The organism is Arthrobacter sp. N1 (genome assembly GCF_048288285.1).
In the GTDB taxonomy this organism is placed as follows: domain Bacteria; phylum Actinomycetota; class Actinomycetes; order Actinomycetales; family Micrococcaceae; genus Arthrobacter_D.
This window is the reverse complement of sequence record NZ_CP102608.1, coordinates 3,560,440-3,577,847: the sequence shown is the minus strand read 5'-3', so window position 1 is coordinate 3,577,847 and position 17,408 is coordinate 3,560,440. Positions and strand designations below refer to the sequence as shown.

The following is a 17,408-nucleotide window of genomic DNA, read 5'->3' as shown; positions in this document are numbered from 1 at the left end:
ACTGACCCTACCCTCGAGACGACACCACTTCTGAGGAGCTCCATGACCACCCCACCCTCGGGCCCCACGGCCCAGGCAGCACCGGACGTCGATCCCGTCCGAGCGCCGGCCAATCGCTGGCTCGTGCTCGCGATCGTCGCCCTGGCCCAGCTCACCGTCGTCCTCGACGGCACGATCGTCAACATCGCCCTGCCCCAGGCCCAGCTCGAACTCGGGATGTCGGACGGTGACCGCAGCTGGGTGGTCACGCTCTACGCCCTCACCTTCGGCGCACTCCTGCTTCTCGGCGGCCGGATCGCCGACTTCTGGGGGAGGAAGCGCTCGTTCCTCGTCGGCATGGGCGGCTTCGCCCTCGCCTCGGCCCTCGGCGGGATCGCCACCTCGGGCGAGACGCTCCTCCTGGCGCGGGGCCTCCAGGGCGCCTTCGCCGCGCTGCTGGCCCCGGCTGCGCTCGCCATCCTCTCCGTGACCTTTCCCGGCGGGCGTGATCGCGTGCGGGCCTTCGCGGTGTACGGGACGATCGCCGGCGGCGGTGCCGCGGTCGGGCTCCTGCTCGGCGGGGTCCTGACCGAGTACTTCAGCTGGCACTGGTGCCTGCTCGTGAACGTCCCCATCGCCGTCGTCGCCATCGCGGTCGGCATCCCGGTGCTCCGTGAGAGCCGGGCCGAGGGCAGCACCCGCTACGACGTGCCGGGCGCCGTGCTCGTGAGCCTCGGGCTCGCCTCCGTGGTCTACGGCTTCTCGCGTGCCGAGGCCGGCTGGGTCCGCCTGGACACCCTCGGCTTCCTCGCCCTCGGCGTCGTCCTGCTGGCGCTGTTCCTCCTCGTGGAAGCGCGCTCGGCCCACCCGCTGCTCCCGCTGCGTATCATCACGGACAGCGCACGTGCGGGAGCGTACCTCTCCTCCATCGCCGTGGGTGCGGCCCTGCTGGGCGCCCTGCTCTACCTCACGCTCTACTTCCAGATCGTGCTCGGGATGAGTCCCCTGGTGTCCGGACTGGCCTCACTGCCGATGACGGCGGCCATCATCCTCTGCGCGGGCGTGGTGTCACGGCTCCTGCCGAAGGTGGGCCCCCGGATCCTCATGACCGTCGGCCCGCTGATCGCTGCCGCCGGGCTGCTGCTGCTCAGCCGCATCACCGTGGGCGGCTCCTACGCGCTCGAGGTGTTGCCCGCGCAGCTCCTCCTGGGCATCGGGCTCGCCTTCATCTTCGTGCCGCTGCAGAACGTGGCCCTGCTCGGGATCGCTCCGAGGGACTCCGGCGTGGCCAGTGCAGCCGTCACGGCGACGCAGCAGATCGGTGGCTCGATCGGCACCGCCGTGTTCACCGCCCTGTACACGGTGGGTGCGGGCGTCGGTACGGCCGAAGGCGCCGCGGGCGGACTGCAGTCCCTCGTGGACGGGTACTCTGTGGTCTTCCTGGCCGCGGCCGTGGCGCTCGCGCTGGCCTCGCCCGTCTCGTGGTTCATGATCAGGGTCGCGAGGAACGAGTTCTCCACCTCGAGCGAGCCCGCCCACCTCGGGTAGGGCGGCGGGCCGGGGTCAGGCGCTCGCCGGATGCGCCTGGCCGTCGGCGGCACTCTGGAGCCAGGCCACCGCCAGGTGCCGCGAGGTGAAGAACTTCGTGGGACACGGCGGTGAATTCACGCCCAGGAAGAAGTTGGCGAGCATGCGGTCCACCGGCGAGGAGCCGAGCAGGGCGATGCGCGACGCCGAGCAGGGGATCGCGAAGACCGCGCGCGCACCGCGCGTCACCGTCCTCGTCGTCTCCATGTCGACGAGCATCGGGTGGCCCTCGGCTCCGACCAGGGCGTTGACCGCGGCCATCGCGAAGCCGGCGTCCTCGGTGGTGATGGTGCAGTCACGGTCCCACTCGAGATGGAGGATGCCGTTCGGGAGCAGCTCGAGGGTCGCCTTGTCCCCGTCGATGCGTTCTGCGGGCATGGCCCACCTCCTGGTGATGCCGCTGACGCTCCCGGGCCGAGCGGCCCCGGGTACCCCCGTGAGACCAAGGATCAGCGGGACCCCAGCATAGCGAGATAACCCGGGATGCTGGTCGTCGTCCTGCCGCTCATCGGGATTGCCTCGATGAGTGCGGGGCCATCCGCCAGTACCGTCCAGATGCTGTCCGGCAGCGCTGCCCGCCGCTCGGCCGGCCCGAAGTGCCCGGGCACGGGGATGCTGCCGATGGCCCGCCGGAGCGGGGCCGGGATGCTGCCCGGCCTCGCCCCAAGGCTCTGCATGTAGGACAGGGGAGTGCCCCGGTAGTCGGTCTCGGTCAGCAGGACACGTCCGCGTGCTCCGACGACGTCGCGGAGGTTCCGGCCCAGCTGTTCGCGCTGCTTCGGCCGCAGGACGTGGAACACGCCGCGGACGAACACGTGGGAGTCGCCGAACTCGGCCTGCAGGAGGCGGCCCGCGCCGGGCACGGTGAGGTCGAGGGTCCGGTAGTCGACGCCCCGCACGCCCTCCGATTCCTCCCCGGCCCGCTGCACGGCACTCGCCGAGACATCGACGCCGAGCACCTGCGGGAAGCGCCGGGACAGCCAGCGCGACCACCGGCCGTTGCCGCAGCCGACGTCGATCACGGGCATCGACCGGTCCATGAACTCGTCCATGACAGCGGCGTACTGCTCCGCCTCCGGCCCGATCTCCGCGTCCCAGAGGACCTCGCCCGCGGGGCCCGTGGTGCGGACCCTGCTCCAGTAGCCCTCCCAGGCCACGGCGGCATTCCGGGGCGTCCGCACCGCGAGGCGCGCGACCTCGGGCACCATTCTGAGCTGGTCGACGAGTCTGAGCATAGGAAGAGGGTACCGATGCCGGGCCTTCCCGCCGTCGGAGCCAAGTATTGTCGCAGGAAAGGACTCCCTGCGCCGCCTGGCGGGAGCTCGCGGGCGATCCGACCTATGCTGTGGACTCAGGATCACTGCGAGAACGGGGACTGCATGCGGAGCGACGGTGCCCGCGCGGCCGGGAGGGGCCGCCCTTGGAGTCCTACGCACCCACGAGTGCTGATGTCCGTGACGGTCCTCCTTCTCATCGCCTACACGGTAGGCCTCCTGGTCGGCGACCCCGGTACCTTCGACCCCCTGATGGACGGGTGGCTGTGCATCGCCACCGAGCTGGCGGCCGTGGCTCTCTGCATCAGCGCCTCCGTGCGGTCGAGGTTCGCCGAGCCGCAGGTGCTGCTCGGAACCGGCGCGATCGTCACCTACAGCGCGGGTGACGCGTACTACGCGGCCTCGCTCGACGGCGCAGCGGCCCTGACCTATGCGTCCGTGGCCGACGTGGCCTACCTCGCCTTCTACCCCCTGATGCTCGGTGCCCTCGGCGTGGTGACGGTCCGGAAGATCAAGGGACTGGCGTGGCCGCTGCTGCTGGACAGCATCGTCGGTGCCCTCGGCGCGGCGTCGCTCATGGCCCTGATCCTCGCACCCGTGCTGAGCCCCGGGACCAACGGGGGGACGCCCTTCGAAGTGATCGTCGCCGTCGTGTACCCGCTTCTCGACCTCCTCCTCATCACGGCCGTCGGCGGCGTCCTCGCCTCCCGCGGGCTGGACATCGGACCACGCTGGCCGCTGCTGGTCGCCGGACTGACCATCTTCTCCGCCGCGGACGTCGCGTATGCGCTCGGCATGGAGGACTATGCCGTCGGCTCGATCATCGACGTCGGCTGGGTCGCGGGGATCGTGGCGATCGCCGCCTGGGTGGACGGCGCAGCGGACCCGGCCCGGGTGGCCCAGCGCACCACGCACGGAGTCCCGGAGCTCGCGGCTCCCGTCGTGTCGACGGCGACGGCACTCGCGGTCCTCGTGGTGGGCAGCCAGCTCAGCATCCCCGTGCTGGCCGTGGTGTTCGCGGCCTCCACCCTGGCGCTCGCCGCGGTGCCGCTGGCGTTCCGCAACCGCATGCTCGTCACCCTCGCGCGCACCGACGAGCTGACGGGCCTGCCCAACCGCCGGGCCCTGATCGCCGACGTCCCCGTCCGGCTGCTGGCCGGGCGGACCGGTGCACTCTTCCTCCTGGACCTCGACCGCTTCAAGCACGTCAACGATGCCCTGGGGCACGACGTCGGCGACGCCCTCCTCGTGCAGGTGGGCAAGCGCTTCGCCGCCCAGCTGCAGCCCGGAGACATGCTGGCGAGGCTGGGCGGGGACGAGTTCGCCGTCTTCCTCGAGGGCGTCACGGAGGAGGAGGCCGTCGCGACGGCGCATCGCCTCGCGGCGGAACTCGCCGATCCGGTGGAGCTCGGCGCGGCGTCCCTGCAGGTGAGTGCCAGCGTGGGGATCGCGCTGACCCCCGACCACGGTACCGATATGAGCCTGCTCATGCGCAAGGCGGACATCGCCATGTTCCGCGCGAAGTCGGAGCACAGCGGACACCATGTGTACGACGCCTCGGACGACGACGACGGCGCCCTGCGGCTGCGGACCGTCCAGGAACTGCGGGTGGCCCTCGCCGAGGACCAGTTCGAGCTGCACTACCAGCCGAAGGTGCGTCTCTCCGACGGTGAGGTCACGGGCGTGGAGGCCCTGGTGCGCTGGAACCATCCGACGCGCGGGATGCTCCTCCCCGTCGCCTTCCTGCCGCTCGCGGAGGAGGCGGGCCTGATGCCGGCGCTGTCGACCATCGTGCTGCAGCGGGCCGTCCGCCGGATGGCGCGGTGGCGTGCCGAGGGGCTGGACATCTCGGTGGCGGTGAACATGTCGGGATCCTGCATCCTCGCGTGCCTCCCGCACCAGATCACCCGCCTGCTCGAGGCCCACGGGGTACCGTCGTCGTGCATCATGCTGGAGATCACCGAGGACGTCCTGATGTCCTCGCCCACCGGCACCTCGGCCATCCTGGCCGAACTCCGGTCCGCCGGCGTCCAGATCGCCATCGACGACTTCGGGACCGGATACAGTTCCCTGGCCTACCTCCGTGACCTGCCCGTCGACGAGCTGAAACTGGACCGGTCCTTCGTCACGGCGATGAAGGACGACCCGCGGGCGGTCGGGCTCGTCGGGTCGATCATCGACCTGGCCCACAGCCTGGGACTCCGGGTGGTCGCCGAGGGCGTGGAGGACGAGCGGTCGCGGGACGAACTGCGGGCGCGGGACTGCGACTTCGCGCAGGGTTTCCTGATCGCCGAGCCGTTGCCCGCCGGTACGGTCTCACCGTGGCTGTCGGATCGCCGGGTCGGAGCGGGGAGGGCCTGATGGCCGCTCGGCGACGCGTGGTGGGCGGATCAGCCAGAATTTCACCGGAACGGCCCCGATGCACTCGGTGGTCGTCCGAAGATCTGGCAGTGTGTGAGTCATGACATCCGACCCCGATGCGCGCCTCGCTCTCATCATCGAAGACGACGCCGATGTGCGGCAACTGCTCGTCATGACGCTGGGCATGAACGGCTTCACCACCATCGAGGCGGAGAACGGACGCCAGGGCGTGGCACTGGTCAGGGAACGGCAGCCCGATCTCGTGACGCTCGACCTGAACCTCCCGGACATCGACGGCGTGGAGGTGTGCCGGCAGATCAGGCCGCTGACCGACGCCTACGTCATCATGATCACCGCGCGCCAGGACGAGATCGACCGCCTCATCGGACTCGAGATCGGGGCCGACGACTTCGTCGTCAAGCCCTTCAGTCCGCGGGAGGTGGGCGCCCGGGTGAACGCGATGTTCCGGCGACCGAGGAACACCGTCCGCAGCGTGGTCCAGCCGCTGATGGGCGCTGCGGCGGCGCCGGTGGCCCAGTCGGCGCCCACCGTGCAGGCCACCGAAGCCGTGCCGGTGGCACCCGTGGCGGACGAGGACATCGAGGGCCTGCTGCGGCACGGTCCCCTCAGCATCGACACCGAGGGCCGGATCGCCATGCTGGACGGTACCGAGTTGCCCCTGACACGCATCGAGTTCGACCTCCTGGCCACGCTCGTCTCGGGTCCGCGGCGAGTATGGCAACGCGAGACGCTGCTCTCCCGTATCTGGGGGGATGGCTGGGTCAACGACCAGCACCTCGTCGAGGTGCACATCCGGAACCTGCGCAAGAAGCTCGGCGAGGACACGAAGGCACCGCGGTTCATCCGTACGGTGCGCGGGGTCGGGTACCGCATGATGCCGCCGGCCACTGCCTGACGCGCCGGCCGGCTGACCACCGTTTGCCTGACAGGCCGACTGGCCGGCTCATCGACCGGCTGACGCCCGTGCACGCCGCCGAGTGCTCAGTGGGGGTGGACGTCCTGGTGGCGGATGGCGTCCAGTGCGGTCGAGACGTCCGCGCCGTGCTGCCGGAGCCTCGCGACGAGGGCCCGATGTGTGATGGGCCGACCGATCAGCTCCAGTGCGGCCGAGGACTCCTCCTCCAGCCGGCGCGCGCCCACCATGGAGGCACTGACGGTGAGGCTGAGGAGCGCGACGACGGCGGCGTCGGCATCCCTGGCCGTGAGCGCGGCTTCGACGGCGCCGATCCGCTGCGGGAGCATCTCGACGAACGTCCCGGCGAAGAGCAGGGCGCCGGCGTGGCTGGACAGTTCCACGCCGAGGTTGTCGAGGATCCCGCGATCGAGCACCGGCTGGTCGGTACGAGGGGAGCTCCCGGGGACATGCCCCGATCCTCCGACCGACCCGGCGGGCGTGGCGGAGCCCGGGGCAGGCTCGGAGGCGTCGTCGTCGTCGTCCTCCTCCCGGCGCGACCAGATCATGAGGAGCAGCGCCCCGACCAGCACGGCCGGGACACCGTAGACGAGGACGTGGCTGACGGCCGGGGTCCGGAGGGCCCGGATCACGTTGCCCACCTCGGGGATGACCGCTGCGGCCTGGTACACGTTCTCACCCTCGAGGGTTGCGAGCCACGGATCCACGGCATCGTTCGCGTCGCCCTGAGTGCGCACGGCCGTGGTCCCATCCGCGCCGCGGACGACCTCGGTGACCCGGTGGGTCTCGACCCGGTGGTCCTCGACGGGGATGTGGTAGCTGATCACGTCTCCCACCTCGATCCCGCCGACGGGCTGGAGGGTGGTGACGACCACGTCGCCCGGCATGATGCCGGGGGCCATGCTGCCCGTGAGCATCGTGGCGGTCTGGTAGCCGAGGAAGCGTGGGCCGATGGCGAAGAAGAGGACCGCGATGACCGCGACGATCATGAGCAGCGTGCCGAGGAGGCTTGCGAGACGCGCTACGACGGAGGGGCGCGGGTCCGCTCGGACGGATGGTGCACCGGAGTCGCCGGACCGGACGCTTGCGACGGGAGCGGGCGACGTCCGTACTGCGGCACGAGGACCCGATGAGAAGGACGGGAAATCGATGGTGGTCACGCCTGCTCCTTGGTGCTGCCGCTGGTCTCCGGGTCCGCTGATCGGTCCGGGGTGAAGCTACCCGCCGGTTCCGGTGGACGGACCGGAGCCGGCGGGAAGAACGCGGAGCGGTGTGCTCCTGACAACAACTCTCGTGGACCCCGATCAAAGAGGGCGTGGCCGAAGGGCGAAAGAAAACCGAAGAAAGGGCGAAGCGGTTCCCGCTCAGTCGGTTCCGGCCGCAGGGCGCGTGCCGAGCAGCAGATTGGCGCCCCACCCGATCCCGGTGAGGAGTACCACGGCGGCGGCCACGGTGTCGAAGTGGACGGGGGTGTGGAGGATGCCGAGGCTCACGATCAGCGTGGTGGCTCCTGCCGGCGGATGGGGCAGGGCGATCCGCGTCAGGACGAAGGTGGTCACGGCCACCGAGAGGGCGCCCGCGGCCAGGTGGGCTCCGGTGAGTCCGCCGACCGGGGCGGCCTGCAGGCCGTCCACGACGAACCCGTAGAAGCAGGCGACGCCGGCGGCGAGCCCGACTCCGTGGCCGACGAGCGTGTTGACGGGCCGCGAGGCCGGCTGGTCGGGCGACTCGAAGAAGAGCATGACCGTGGGACCGAGGCTCGGGAAGAGCCAGGGCAGATGGGTCACCAGCCCCACGAGCCCGACCGCGCCGACGGTCAGGAGGCTCAGTCCGCCCGCGTACAGCCCGCCCGCGTACAGCCCGCCGCCCAACCGGCCGCGCGCCGACCGGAGGCGCTCGACGAGCGGGATCCGTCCGGTCATGACGCGACCAGCAGGACCTGCGGTGCCGCCTGTTTCATGCGCGTCTGCAGCCATCGGCTCTGCAGGTCCGCGTCCGGCGCGCAGCGGACCACGATGTCGAGGAGCTCGCGGTCACGGCTGCCTGCCGCGGCCTGACCCACCATGGTCCACATGACATCGAGGTGATGGACGAGCACGGAGAGGTCCTGCAGGTCGAGGAGCAGGCCGAGGGCGCCGGTCCGGACCTCCTCGACGCCGTCGGCCGTGACCCGGTGCTCCTCCTCGCCCTCCACCTCGGATCCGAAGCGCACGATGACAGGCTCGAGGGCCTCGACGTGCCGGTCGCACTGCCCGGCGAGGGTCCCGAGGATGACGTGGACGTCGGGTTCGTCACCGTGGCCGTCCGCGACGACGCGGAAGGACCGGGCGAGGATGCGCTCGGCCTCGTGGAGGAGTCCGAGGTAGACGGGGAGCTTCATGGCCGCTCCTCGCTCGAAGCGACCCGGGGTGGTGCCGTGTCGGGGAACCTCTCGGTGGCCTCGCCCTCCGGGCCTCCGACCGTCGCCGGCACCCTTCCGGGCCCCCCGCCCGAACCGGTGGTACGGCCCGCGGCACGGTGGCCCGCCCGGGCGGGCCTCGAGGCCGCCGTGGTCGGGGCGGGGGACGGGCCCGCGCCGTCGCGGACCTTCTCGATGCGCACCGCGGCGTTCTTGAACACCGGTTGCTTGGACACCGGGTCCCACTCCGTCATCGTGAGTTCGTTGGCCGCGTGGTGCGCCGACGCGGAGCCCTCTGATCCGCCGTCGTCCCAGTAGCCGTAGTGGAACGGGGCGAACACCGTGCCCTCCCGCAGGTCACCGACCCGCACCGGTACCTCGAGATGTCCCCGACGTGAGAGGACCGCCACCATGTCGCCCTCCACGATGCCCAGCTGCTCCGCGTCCGCGGGCGACACCTCGACCCAGGCGCCCGGCGCGGCGCGGTTCAGGGCGCGGCTGCGCCCGGTCTTGGTCCGTGTGTGGAACTGGTAGACCGTCCGCCCCGTGGTGTAGCGCAGCGGGTACTCCTCGCTCGGTTCCTCGTGCGGTGGCCGGTAGTCCTCGCTCTTCAGCCACGCCTTGCCGGGCTGCACGGTGGCCCGGTAGAGGACCGGGCCCGTCGCGGCGCCGGTGAGGAGGTCGTGGCCGTAGGACTCGCAGTAGTCCGGATCCGTGGGGAAGACGCCGTCCCCGTAGAGGCGCACGGTGCCGTCCGGATTCTCGTCGTTGCAGGGCCACGGGATCCCGCTTCCGCCGCGCAGCCGCTCGTAGCTGATGCCCGTGTAGTCGCAGGGACGCCCGCGGGTGCATTCCTGCCAGGCGCGGAAGCCGTCCTCGGGTCCGGTCCAGTCCAGCAGGGGCGCTCCGCTCCGGGTGCGGAAGTCCATGCGCCGCGAGTAGTCGAGGAAGACATCGAGATCGCTCCTCGCCTCGCCCGGCGGCTCCACCGCCTTATCGGACAGGTGCACCGTGCGGTTGACGTTGGTGAAGGTCCCGGTCTTCTCACCCCAGGCGGCGCAGGGCAGGACGACGTCGGCGTACCGGGCCGTCTCCGTCAGGTACAGGTCCTGGACCACGAGGAACAGGCCCTCCGTGTCGAGGATGCGCCGGATCCGTTCGAGTTGCGGCATCGAGACCGCCGGGTTCGTGGCCGAGATCCACAGGAACTCGATGGACCCGAGCTCCACGTAGCGGAAGATCTGCATGACGTGGGTGGGCGGCGCCCAGTGCGGGATGGTGTCCGGATCGACATCCCACAGGTCGGCGAGCTCCTGCACGTGCTGCGGATTCTCCCAGTTCCGGAATCCTGGCAGATCGCCGTCGGCCCCGCACTCGCGGTTGTTCTGCGCCGTCGGCTGACCGTTCATCTGCAGGATGCCGCTGCCCTCCTTGCCGAGCATGCCGCGGAGCAGGTGCAGGTTGTTCACCTGGCAGGACGACGCCGTCGCCTGCGCGGACTGGTAGAACCCCTGCAGCACCGTGGAGAGGATCCGCTCGCTCGTGCCGAAGATCTCCGCCGCCCGGCGGACGTCGTCGGCGCCGACGCCGCACGTCTCGGCGACCGCCTCGGGCGTCCATCGCTCCACGGTGGCCCGGAGCCGGTCGACGTCCAGCGTGTGCGCCGCGATGTAGGCGTCGTCGATCCAGCCGTTCACGAAGAGTTCCCGGATCAGCCCGTTCATGAGGGCGAGGTTGGTGCCGGGCCGGACGGCGAGGTGCACCTCCGCCGCGCGGGCCACCGGCGTCTCGCGCGGGTCCACGCAGACGAGGCGTGGCGGATTGGGTCCGGCGAGGCGGTCGAGGACCCGCATCCACAGCACGGTCTGCGTCTCGGCCATGTTGTGGCCGAAGAGGAACATGGCGTCGCACTCGTCGATGTCCACGTAGCTGCCCGGCTGGCCGTCCGAGCCGAAGCTCTCCTTCATGGCGGTGGCCGCCGTGGCCGTGCACAGGCGGGTGTTCCCGTCCATGTGCGGTGTTCCCACGCCGGCCTTGCCGATGATGCCGAGGGCGTAGTACTCCTCGAGGAACAGCTGGCCGGTCGTGTAGAAGCCGTGGCTCAGCGGGCCCTTGGTGTGGAGCAGGTGACGGCTCCGCTCCACGATCCGGTTCATCGCGGTGTCCCAGTCGGTCTCGACGAGTTCGCCGTCGATGCGGATGAGGGGGCGGGTCAGGCGATCCCCGGTGTCCACGCCCTGCCAGCTGCCGAACAGGCCCTTCGGGCCGAGCCGTCCGTGGTTGACGATGTCCGCCTGCCGTCCGCGGATCCCGACCATGCGCCCGTCCTTGACGGCGATGTCGCAGCCACAGCCGTTGCTGCACAGGACGCAGGCGGACTGCACCCAGCGGTCGACGTCGCCCTCGGCGACCCCGGGTGCCAGCGTCTGGTCCACGCGGACCGGCCAGCGCTCACCCCGGGCGTACGGCGTCCTCGTCCCCCAGATATCAGCGATGCGATCGACCATGGCGGGACCTCCGGTGGGTGGGTGCTGGCGTACGGCGCCACGCTACCCACTCACCGGATCCCCGGGCGGGAAAAATTTCCGCCGTCAGGCCCTTGCTAGGCGAGCATCTCCCGGACCATCGGGATGACCTTCGTCCCGTAGAGCTCGATGCTGTGCATGAGCTTCTCGTGGGGCAGGGGCCCGGCGCTGTACTTGAGGTCGAAGCGGTCGATGCCGAGAGCCTGCGCCGTCGCGGCGATCTTCCGCGCCACGGTCTCCGGGGAGCCGACGTACAGCGATCCGACGTCCGCTTCCTGGTCGAACTCGGCCCGGGTGGTCGGACCCCAGCCGCGCTCGCGCCCGATGCGGTCGCGCATGATCCGGTTGTCCGGCCACAGCTCCTCGCGGGCCTGCTCGTCCGAGTCCGCGATGTACCCGGGGGAGTGCACGCCGATGGGCAGGGTGGGCTGCCCGAGCTGCGTCAGCGCCCGATGGTACAGGTCGACATAGGGGGCGAACCGGGCGGGTTCCCCGCCGATGATCGCGAGCATGAGCGGCATGCCGTAGCGCGCGGCCCGCACGACGGACTCGGGACTCCCACCGACACCGATCCACGTCTTCAGCCGGCCGCCCTCGGTCTTGGGGTAGACCTCGTGGTCCTCGAGTCCCGGACGGGTGCTCCCGGACCAGGTCACGGGCCCTTCCTTGATGAGCTCGGAGAACAGGTCCAGCTTCTCCTCGAACAGGCGCTCGTAGTCGGAGAGCTCGTAGCCGAAGAGGGGGAACGACTCCGTGAAGGATCCGCGCCCGAGGATGACCTCGGCGCGACCGTTCGAGGCGGCGTCGAGCGTGGCGAAACGCTGGTACACACGGACGGGATCGTCGGAGCTGAGGACGGTGACGGCGGAGCCGAGCCGGATGCGCTGCGTCTGCCCGGCGATGGCCGCGAGCACCGTCTCGGGGGCGGAGACCGCGAAGTCGTCGCGGTGGTGTTCCCCGACGCCGAAGAAGTCGATCCCGACCTGGTCCGCGAGGACGGCCTCGGCGATGACGTTCCGGATCACCTGGGGGTAGGGGACGGGGGTGCCGTCCTCGCCGCGCGTGACGTCCCCGAAGGTGTCGAGTCCGAGTTCCAGTTCGCGTGCCATGGTGTCGCTCCTGTGCTTGCCGTCCGGCCCGCCCTGGGCCTGCTGGTAGAACCGGCGCCCTCGGCCCGTTATTCCATGCATACGTATGTACCTGCCCCCAGGCTTCCTGAAAGATCACGGCATCACTCTGTCCGCCGTCGTATCCCCCCGTGCCCGCAGGACGGGCTCGTCGGCCCTCGTCCCGGGGCCCGGTGCCACCGATGCGGAGGTGGAGGGTCGGGAGGGGCCATCACTGTAGTACATGCTTCTGTGTACTATGGGGACCATGGAGACGCTGACCCCCCAGTCCGTGCTGGCCCGGTTCGGGTATGCCCTGTCTGATCCCGTGCGCGCCCAGGTGCTGTTGGCGCTGCGGGCAGCACCGTCGTACCCGGGTGATCTGGCCGCGATGGCCGGGGTGAGCAAGCAGCGGTTGTCGAACCATCTCAGCTGCCTGCGGGGGTGCGGGCTCGTCGTCGCCGTCCCCGAGGGGCGCCGCGTCCGGTACGAGCTGGCCGACCAGAAGCTCGGCGACGCACTGACGGCCCTCCTGCACGTGGTCGCGGTCAGTGACCCCGACTGCCGCTGCACCCCCGAGGGGCAACACGTCGAAGGGAAGGCCTGCTGCTGATGAGCACCCACACGTCACCGGACGCGCACCGGCCGCGGCCGGCTGCTCCGACCGCGGAGCGTCGCGCGGTCCTCTCCCGGCGGATCCGTCTGTTCGTCGCCGCGACCATCACCTACAACGTGATCGAGGCGGTCATCGCGATCAGCGCCGGCACGATCGCGTCCTCGAGTGCGCTGATCGGCTTCGGGCTGGACTCGATCGTCGAGGTCCTCTCCGCGGCCGCTGTGGCCTGGCAGTTCGCCGGCCGCGACCCGGAGGCCCGGGAGAAGACCGCGCTGCGCCTGATCGCGTTCTCCTTCTTCGGCCTCGCCGCGTTCGTGAGCTTCGATGCGATCCGCAGCCTGCTCGGCGGGGCGGAGGCCGAGCACTCCCTCGTAGGGATCGCCCTCGCCGCGGTCAGTCTCGCCGTGATGCCCTTCCTGTCCTGGGCGCAGCGCCGCGCCGGCCGCGAACTCGGGTCCCGCTCGGCCGTCGCGGATTCCAAGCAGACCCTGCTGTGCACCTATCTGTCCGGCGTCCTGCTGGTCGGCCTGCTGCTCAACAGCACCCTCGGGTGGTCCTGGGCCGACCCGATCGCTGCCCTGGTCATCGCCGCCGTCGCCATCAAGGAAGGCCGTGAGGCCTGGAAGGGCGACTCCTGCTGCGCCCCGACCGTCGGAAACCTCGACGCCCACGACAGCGTTGATGCCATGGGGGCACCTCCCCCGATGCCGCGGGTGTCCCGGAGAACTCCGGCTCGGCGGCGGGCGCGTCCTGCGCCTGCTGCGCGCGCGGATAGAAGACCGGCCGAACACCCGCTCCACCCGCTTCACCCGGTCCCGGCGGGACCGAGCACGACGACGCACCCAGCCGACGAGGAGACTTCCCTGTGCCGACCCAAGCGCCACCGACCAGCACGAAGACCGGCCTGAGCCTGCAGAACCGCATAGTGATCGGACTGCTCGCCGCCGCGGCGCTCGTCGTGGCTCTGGTGATCATCCTCGGCAACCTCGGCGACGAGCCCTCCCGGACCGCCGACGCCACCGGTGCCGATGCCCAGGTGGTGCGCGCGGACAGTCACCGGCTGTCCCAGGCCACGGACGAGAAGGCCGTGCTGGTCGAGTTCCTCGATTTCGAGTGCGAATCCTGCCTCGCCGCGTACCCGCTCGTCGAAGACCTCTCCGAGGAGTACAGGGAGAACCTGACGGTCGTGTCCCGGTACTTCCCGCTGCCCGGTCACCCGAACTCCGAGACCGCAGCCGTCGCCGTCGAAGCCGCTGCGCAGCAGGGCAGGTTCAAGGAGATGCACGCCCGGATGTACGAGACGCAGACCGAATGGTCACACACCGACCAGGACAGGTCGCCCGACTTCAGGGGCTACGCCGAGGAGCTCGGCCTCGACCTGGCCGCCTACGACGCCGCCGTGGCGGATCCCGCGACCATGGAGCGCATCACCCGGGACAAGAACGACGGACTGGCGCTCGGCGTCCAGGGAACCCCCACCTTCTTCCTGGAGGGCCGGAAGATCCAGCCCGCCAGCGAGGAGGAGTTCCGCCGGCTCATCGACACCGCCATCGGCCGGTAGGGGCCCGCGATGCGACCACACCTCCAGGTGCACTCCACGAAGCGGACGACATCGGGGGCGGATCCTGAGATCGGCGTCCCGGCCTTCGCGCGTCCCCGCGCCTTCGGGCTGCTCCTGCTGGCGACGGGCATCACCGGCTGGATCGCGGCCGGCATCCTGATCCTCGAGAAGCTCGAGCTCTACCGGGACCCGGACCACGTCACCAGCTGCGACATCAATCCATGGGTGTCCTGCGGCCAGGTCATGGAGACCTGGCAGTCTGAGCTCTTCGGCTTCCCCAACCCCTTCATCGGCCTCGTCGGCTTCAGCATCGTCATCACCACCGGCATGGCACTGCTCGCCGGCGCCCGGCTGGCGCGCTGGTACTGGATCGGCCTGCAGGTGGGTGTCACCCTGGGGGCCGTCTTCGCGGTGTGGCTGTGGAGCCAGGCCCTGTTCGACATCTACATCCTGTGCCTCTACTGCATGATCGTCTGGGCGGCGATGATCCCCCTGGTCATCCTCACCACCCTCAGGAACCTGGCCCAGGGGGTCATCCCTGCGCCCGCCGGCCTCACCCGGTGGCTCACGGACTGGGTCGGGCCGATCATCGCCCTGACCTACATCGCCGTCGCCGCCTCCGTGTTCTTCCGCTTCCTCCACGTCTTCACCTGACGGGCCTCCCGGCTACCCGGCGGCCCGACGCTCCAGCCTGACCGATCCCGTCCCGGCGTCCACGGGGGCCGAGGTGTGCTCGTGCACGATCCGCCACCGGTCGGCCGAACGCCGGAGTACCCAGGTCAGGCGATTGTCCATCCCGCGCCCCTCCGCGCCGTCCGACTCCGTCTCGCGGTAGGAGATGTTCGCGACGATCGTCGCGAGGTCCTCGACCACGACCGAGCGCACGTCGTCGAACACCACGCCGACGTTCTCCTCGCCGATCGAGCCGAACCACTGCCCGATCGCGACGCGCCATGCGGCCTTCCCCTCGTAGGACCACTCGGACCAGAGATCGAAGACCCGCACGTCGTCGTCGTACAGGGACAGCAGTGCCTCCGCGTCCTTCTGCAGGACGGCCGATGCGTACTGCTCGAACAGGTCTCCGGGGATGTCGCGGTGCGTCATGATGCTCCTTGGGTCTGGCGGTCCGCGTCCCGGACCACAGCCTGTAGACGCGGCGCCGGTCCGGGATTCATCGGCGTGTCCCGATGGTGACGGACGCGGCGCGGACGGGCAAGGGCCGTGGCCACACCGGCGAGCAGGACGACGGCCCCGAGCACCTCGACGGCTGACGGCACCTCGGCGAGCACGAGCCAGGCCGCCCCCATCCCGACCACCGGGACCAGCAGGGTGAAGGGCACCACGGACGCGGGCTCGTAGACGGCGAGGAGATGGTTCCAGATGCCGTATCCGACGAGTGAGGCGAGGGCCGCGGTGTAGAGGGCGCTCGCGATGGTCACGGGCTGCAGATGCACGAGCGCGTCGCCGACGGCGGCCGGCCCGTCGACCACGAGCGAGAGGCCCAGCAGCGGCAGGGGGACCACGGCGCCGGACCAGACGACGAGGCCCAGTCCCGACGCGGCGCGGGCTCTGCGGGCGATCACGTTCCCCACGGCCCACGACAGTGCGGCGGCGAGGACGACGACGAGCGGCAGCAGCGGGGCCACGGCGCTCCGGCCGAGGGCGACGACGAGCAGCCCGAGGGCGCCCAGGGCCAGCCCGGCGAGCTGGATCGGTCGCGGACGGTCACCGAGGAAGATCGCCGCGAGGAGGACGGTCAGCAGGACCTGCGCCTGGAGGACGAGCGAGGCGAGCCCGGCCGGCATGCCGAGGGAGATCGCGAGGTAGAGCAGGCCGAACTGGCCGGCGCTCATGAAGAGCCCGACCCCGATGATCGCCGTCCAGCTGATGTCGGGCTTCCGGATGAAGAAGATCCACGGCAGCACCACCAGGGCGAAGCGCAGGGCGACGAACAGCAGGGGTGGGACCTCCGCTCCGTCGGCCGGGTGCAGCCCCAGATCGATGGCGACGAAGTTGAGGCCCCACAGCACGGCCACGAGCAGGGCGAGAAGACAGTGGCGACGGGTCATGGTGTCAGTCAACCGCGACGGAGCGTGAAGGACCAGCGCACAGAAGTGCACTTGATCGTGTACGTTTCCTTCATGATTGATCCTTCGGCCCTGCAGGCCCTCGCTGCCGTCCGACAGACGGGCTCCGTCATCGGGGCAGCGACGGCTCTCGACTTCAGCCCGTCGGCGATCTCCCAGCAGATCAAGAAGCTCGAGCGGCAGACCGGCGTGCCCCTGCTCGAGCGGCACGGCCGCGGCGTCCTCCTCACCGAGCGGGGCAACGTGCTCGCGGACTACGGCCGGCGCATGCTCGCGGACCTCGAGGCGCTGCAGTCCTCCCTCCTGTCGGAGCCCGGTGAACCTCGGGGGCGCCTGCAGCTCGTGGCCTTCTCGACGGCGTGCCGCGGGCTGGTCGGTCCGGTGCTGGGGCGGATCGCCACGGAGGGGACGGACCTGGACCTGAGGGTGAGCTCGGACGATCCCCGCGAGGCCGTGGCGCGGGTCGCGGAGGGGAAGGCCGATCTCGGGATCGTCCACAACTGGAACTCGGTGCCCCTGGGCGTGCCGGAGAACCTCGAGCTGGAGTGGCTGTGCGAGGACGTGGCCGATCTCCTGGTCCGCGACGACCACGCGCTCGCGGGCCGCGTCTCGGTGGAACCCGCGGATTTCGTGGACCAGACCTGGGTCAGCACCCCGCACGGAGCCATCTGCAACGAGGCCCTCCTGAAGCTCCATGCGGACCTCGGGCGCCTGCCGGACATCCGCCTGTACGACGACGACTTCGCGACGCACATCGCGCTCGTCGAGCAGGGCGTCGCCGTGGCGCTCGTGCCGAGGCTGGGACGGCCCGTGCTGCCGGAGCGGGTCGTCGTCGTGCCCGTGGTGCGGCCCACGCCGGCGCGCCAGGTCGGCGTGGTGCACCGGCGCACCATGGCGGAGAGCCCCGGTATCCGCCACGTCGTCGCGCTGCTGCGGGAGGCCGCCGCGCAGACGCACGGCGAGCCCGGCTGACCCCCGAG

17 protein-coding genes are annotated in these 17,408 nt (G+C 70.7%); 8 read left to right on the top strand and 9 right to left on the bottom strand.

All coding sequences use genetic code 11. From position 1 onward, the window contains the following. The first annotated feature begins 42 nt into the window (after positions 1-42). Positions 43-1,527, top strand: a complete 1,485-nt coding sequence (locus NVV32_RS16710) for an MFS transporter (protein WP_422390924.1) — start codon at positions 43-45, stop codon at positions 1,525-1,527. Between the two features lie 15 nt (positions 1,528-1,542). Here the strand turns inward: NVV32_RS16710 and NVV32_RS16705 are convergent, their stop codons facing one another. Both NVV32_RS16705 and NVV32_RS16700 read right to left on the bottom strand, forming a co-directional pair. Continuing rightward, positions 1,543-1,944, bottom strand: a complete 402-nt coding sequence (locus NVV32_RS16705) for an STAS/SEC14 domain-containing protein (protein ID WP_422390923.1) — start codon at positions 1,942-1,944, stop codon at positions 1,543-1,545. 71 nt (positions 1,945-2,015) lie between these two features. Further along, entirely contained in the window at positions 2,016-2,801 is a 786-nt protein-coding gene (locus NVV32_RS16700; protein ID WP_422390922.1) for a class I SAM-dependent methyltransferase, read from the bottom strand. A gap of 213 nt (positions 2,802-3,014) precedes the next feature. On the opposite strand from NVV32_RS16700, the gene NVV32_RS16695 reads away from it, so the two are divergent. Both NVV32_RS16695 and NVV32_RS16690 read left to right on the top strand, forming a co-directional pair. Further along, positions 3,015-5,201 carry a putative bifunctional diguanylate cyclase/phosphodiesterase gene (locus NVV32_RS16695; RefSeq protein WP_422390921.1) on the top strand — a complete coding sequence of 729 codons (2,187 nt, stop codon included), beginning with the start codon at positions 3,015-3,017 and terminating at the stop codon, positions 5,199-5,201. 100 nt (positions 5,202-5,301) lie between these two features. Then, positions 5,302-6,117, top strand: coding sequence for a response regulator transcription factor (locus NVV32_RS16690; protein ID WP_422390920.1), 816 nt, complete (start codon positions 5,302-5,304; stop codon positions 6,115-6,117). 86 nt (positions 6,118-6,203) lie between these two features. On the opposite strand, the gene NVV32_RS16685 is transcribed toward NVV32_RS16690, so the two are convergent. From NVV32_RS16685 to NVV32_RS16665, 5 genes are all read right to left on the bottom strand, one after another. After that, entirely contained in the window at positions 6,204-7,295 is a 1,092-nt protein-coding gene (locus tag NVV32_RS16685) for a signal peptidase I (protein ID WP_422390919.1), read from the bottom strand. Between the two features lie 204 nt (positions 7,296-7,499). Next, on the bottom strand, positions 7,500-8,057 hold the full coding sequence (locus NVV32_RS16680; protein ID WP_422390918.1) for an HPP family protein: 558 nt from the start codon (positions 8,055-8,057) through the stop codon (positions 7,500-7,502). Next, entirely contained in the window at positions 8,054-8,515 is a 462-nt protein-coding gene (locus tag NVV32_RS16675; protein ID WP_422390917.1) for a hypothetical protein, read from the bottom strand. The genes NVV32_RS16680 and NVV32_RS16675 overlap by 4 nt, the downstream gene beginning before the upstream one ends. After that, the gene (locus NVV32_RS16670) at positions 8,512-11,040 is read right to left on the bottom strand and encodes a molybdopterin oxidoreductase family protein (protein ID WP_422390916.1); all 2,529 of its coding nucleotides are present in this window, start codon (positions 11,038-11,040) and stop codon (positions 8,512-8,514) included. The genes NVV32_RS16675 and NVV32_RS16670 overlap by 4 nt, the downstream gene beginning before the upstream one ends. 95 nt (positions 11,041-11,135) lie before the next feature. After that, positions 11,136-12,167: an LLM class flavin-dependent oxidoreductase gene (locus NVV32_RS16665; protein ID WP_055766264.1), complete on the bottom strand. Its 1,032-nt coding sequence runs from the start codon at positions 12,165-12,167 to the stop codon at positions 11,136-11,138. A gap of 265 nt (positions 12,168-12,432) precedes the next feature. Between NVV32_RS16665 and NVV32_RS16660 the strand changes: the two genes are divergently transcribed. The 4 genes from NVV32_RS16660 to NVV32_RS16645 are packed head-to-tail and all read left to right on the top strand — an operon-like array spanning position 12,433 to position 14,995. Beyond that, positions 12,433-12,777, top strand: a complete 345-nt coding sequence (locus NVV32_RS16660) for an ArsR/SmtB family transcription factor (RefSeq protein ID WP_055768972.1) — start codon at positions 12,433-12,435, stop codon at positions 12,775-12,777. Beyond that, positions 12,777-13,688, top strand: coding sequence for a cation transporter (locus tag NVV32_RS16655; protein ID WP_422390915.1), 912 nt, complete (start codon positions 12,777-12,779; stop codon positions 13,686-13,688). Before NVV32_RS16660 ends, NVV32_RS16655 begins: the two co-directional genes overlap by 1 nt. Next, positions 13,646-14,341, top strand: a complete 696-nt coding sequence (locus NVV32_RS16650; RefSeq protein ID WP_422390914.1) for a DsbA family protein — start codon at positions 13,646-13,648, stop codon at positions 14,339-14,341. The genes NVV32_RS16655 and NVV32_RS16650 overlap by 43 nt, the downstream gene beginning before the upstream one ends. Positions 14,342-14,350: 9 nt before the next feature. Next, the gene (locus NVV32_RS16645; protein ID WP_422390913.1) at positions 14,351-14,995 is read left to right on the top strand and encodes a vitamin K epoxide reductase family protein; all 645 of its coding nucleotides are present in this window, start codon (positions 14,351-14,353) and stop codon (positions 14,993-14,995) included. 12 nt (positions 14,996-15,007) lie between these two features. Here NVV32_RS16645 and NVV32_RS16640 read toward each other — a convergent pair whose 3' ends face one another. Together NVV32_RS16640 and NVV32_RS16635 are read right to left on the bottom strand one after the other, a co-directional pair. Then, positions 15,008-15,445: a YybH family protein gene (locus NVV32_RS16640; RefSeq protein WP_055766272.1), complete on the bottom strand. Its 438-nt coding sequence runs from the start codon at positions 15,443-15,445 to the stop codon at positions 15,008-15,010. Continuing rightward, positions 15,442-16,410 carry an EamA family transporter gene (locus NVV32_RS16635; protein ID WP_422390912.1) on the bottom strand — a complete coding sequence of 323 codons (969 nt, stop codon included), beginning with the start codon at positions 16,408-16,410 and terminating at the stop codon, positions 15,442-15,444. Before NVV32_RS16635 ends, NVV32_RS16640 begins: the two co-directional genes overlap by 4 nt. Before the next feature lie 72 nt (positions 16,411-16,482). On the opposite strand from NVV32_RS16635, the gene NVV32_RS16630 reads away from it, so the two are divergent. After that, positions 16,483-17,400 (top strand): LysR family transcriptional regulator, encoded by a 918-nt coding sequence (locus NVV32_RS16630; RefSeq protein ID WP_055768977.1) that lies wholly within the window; start codon positions 16,483-16,485, stop codon positions 17,398-17,400. Positions 17,401-17,408: the final 8 nt, after the last annotated feature.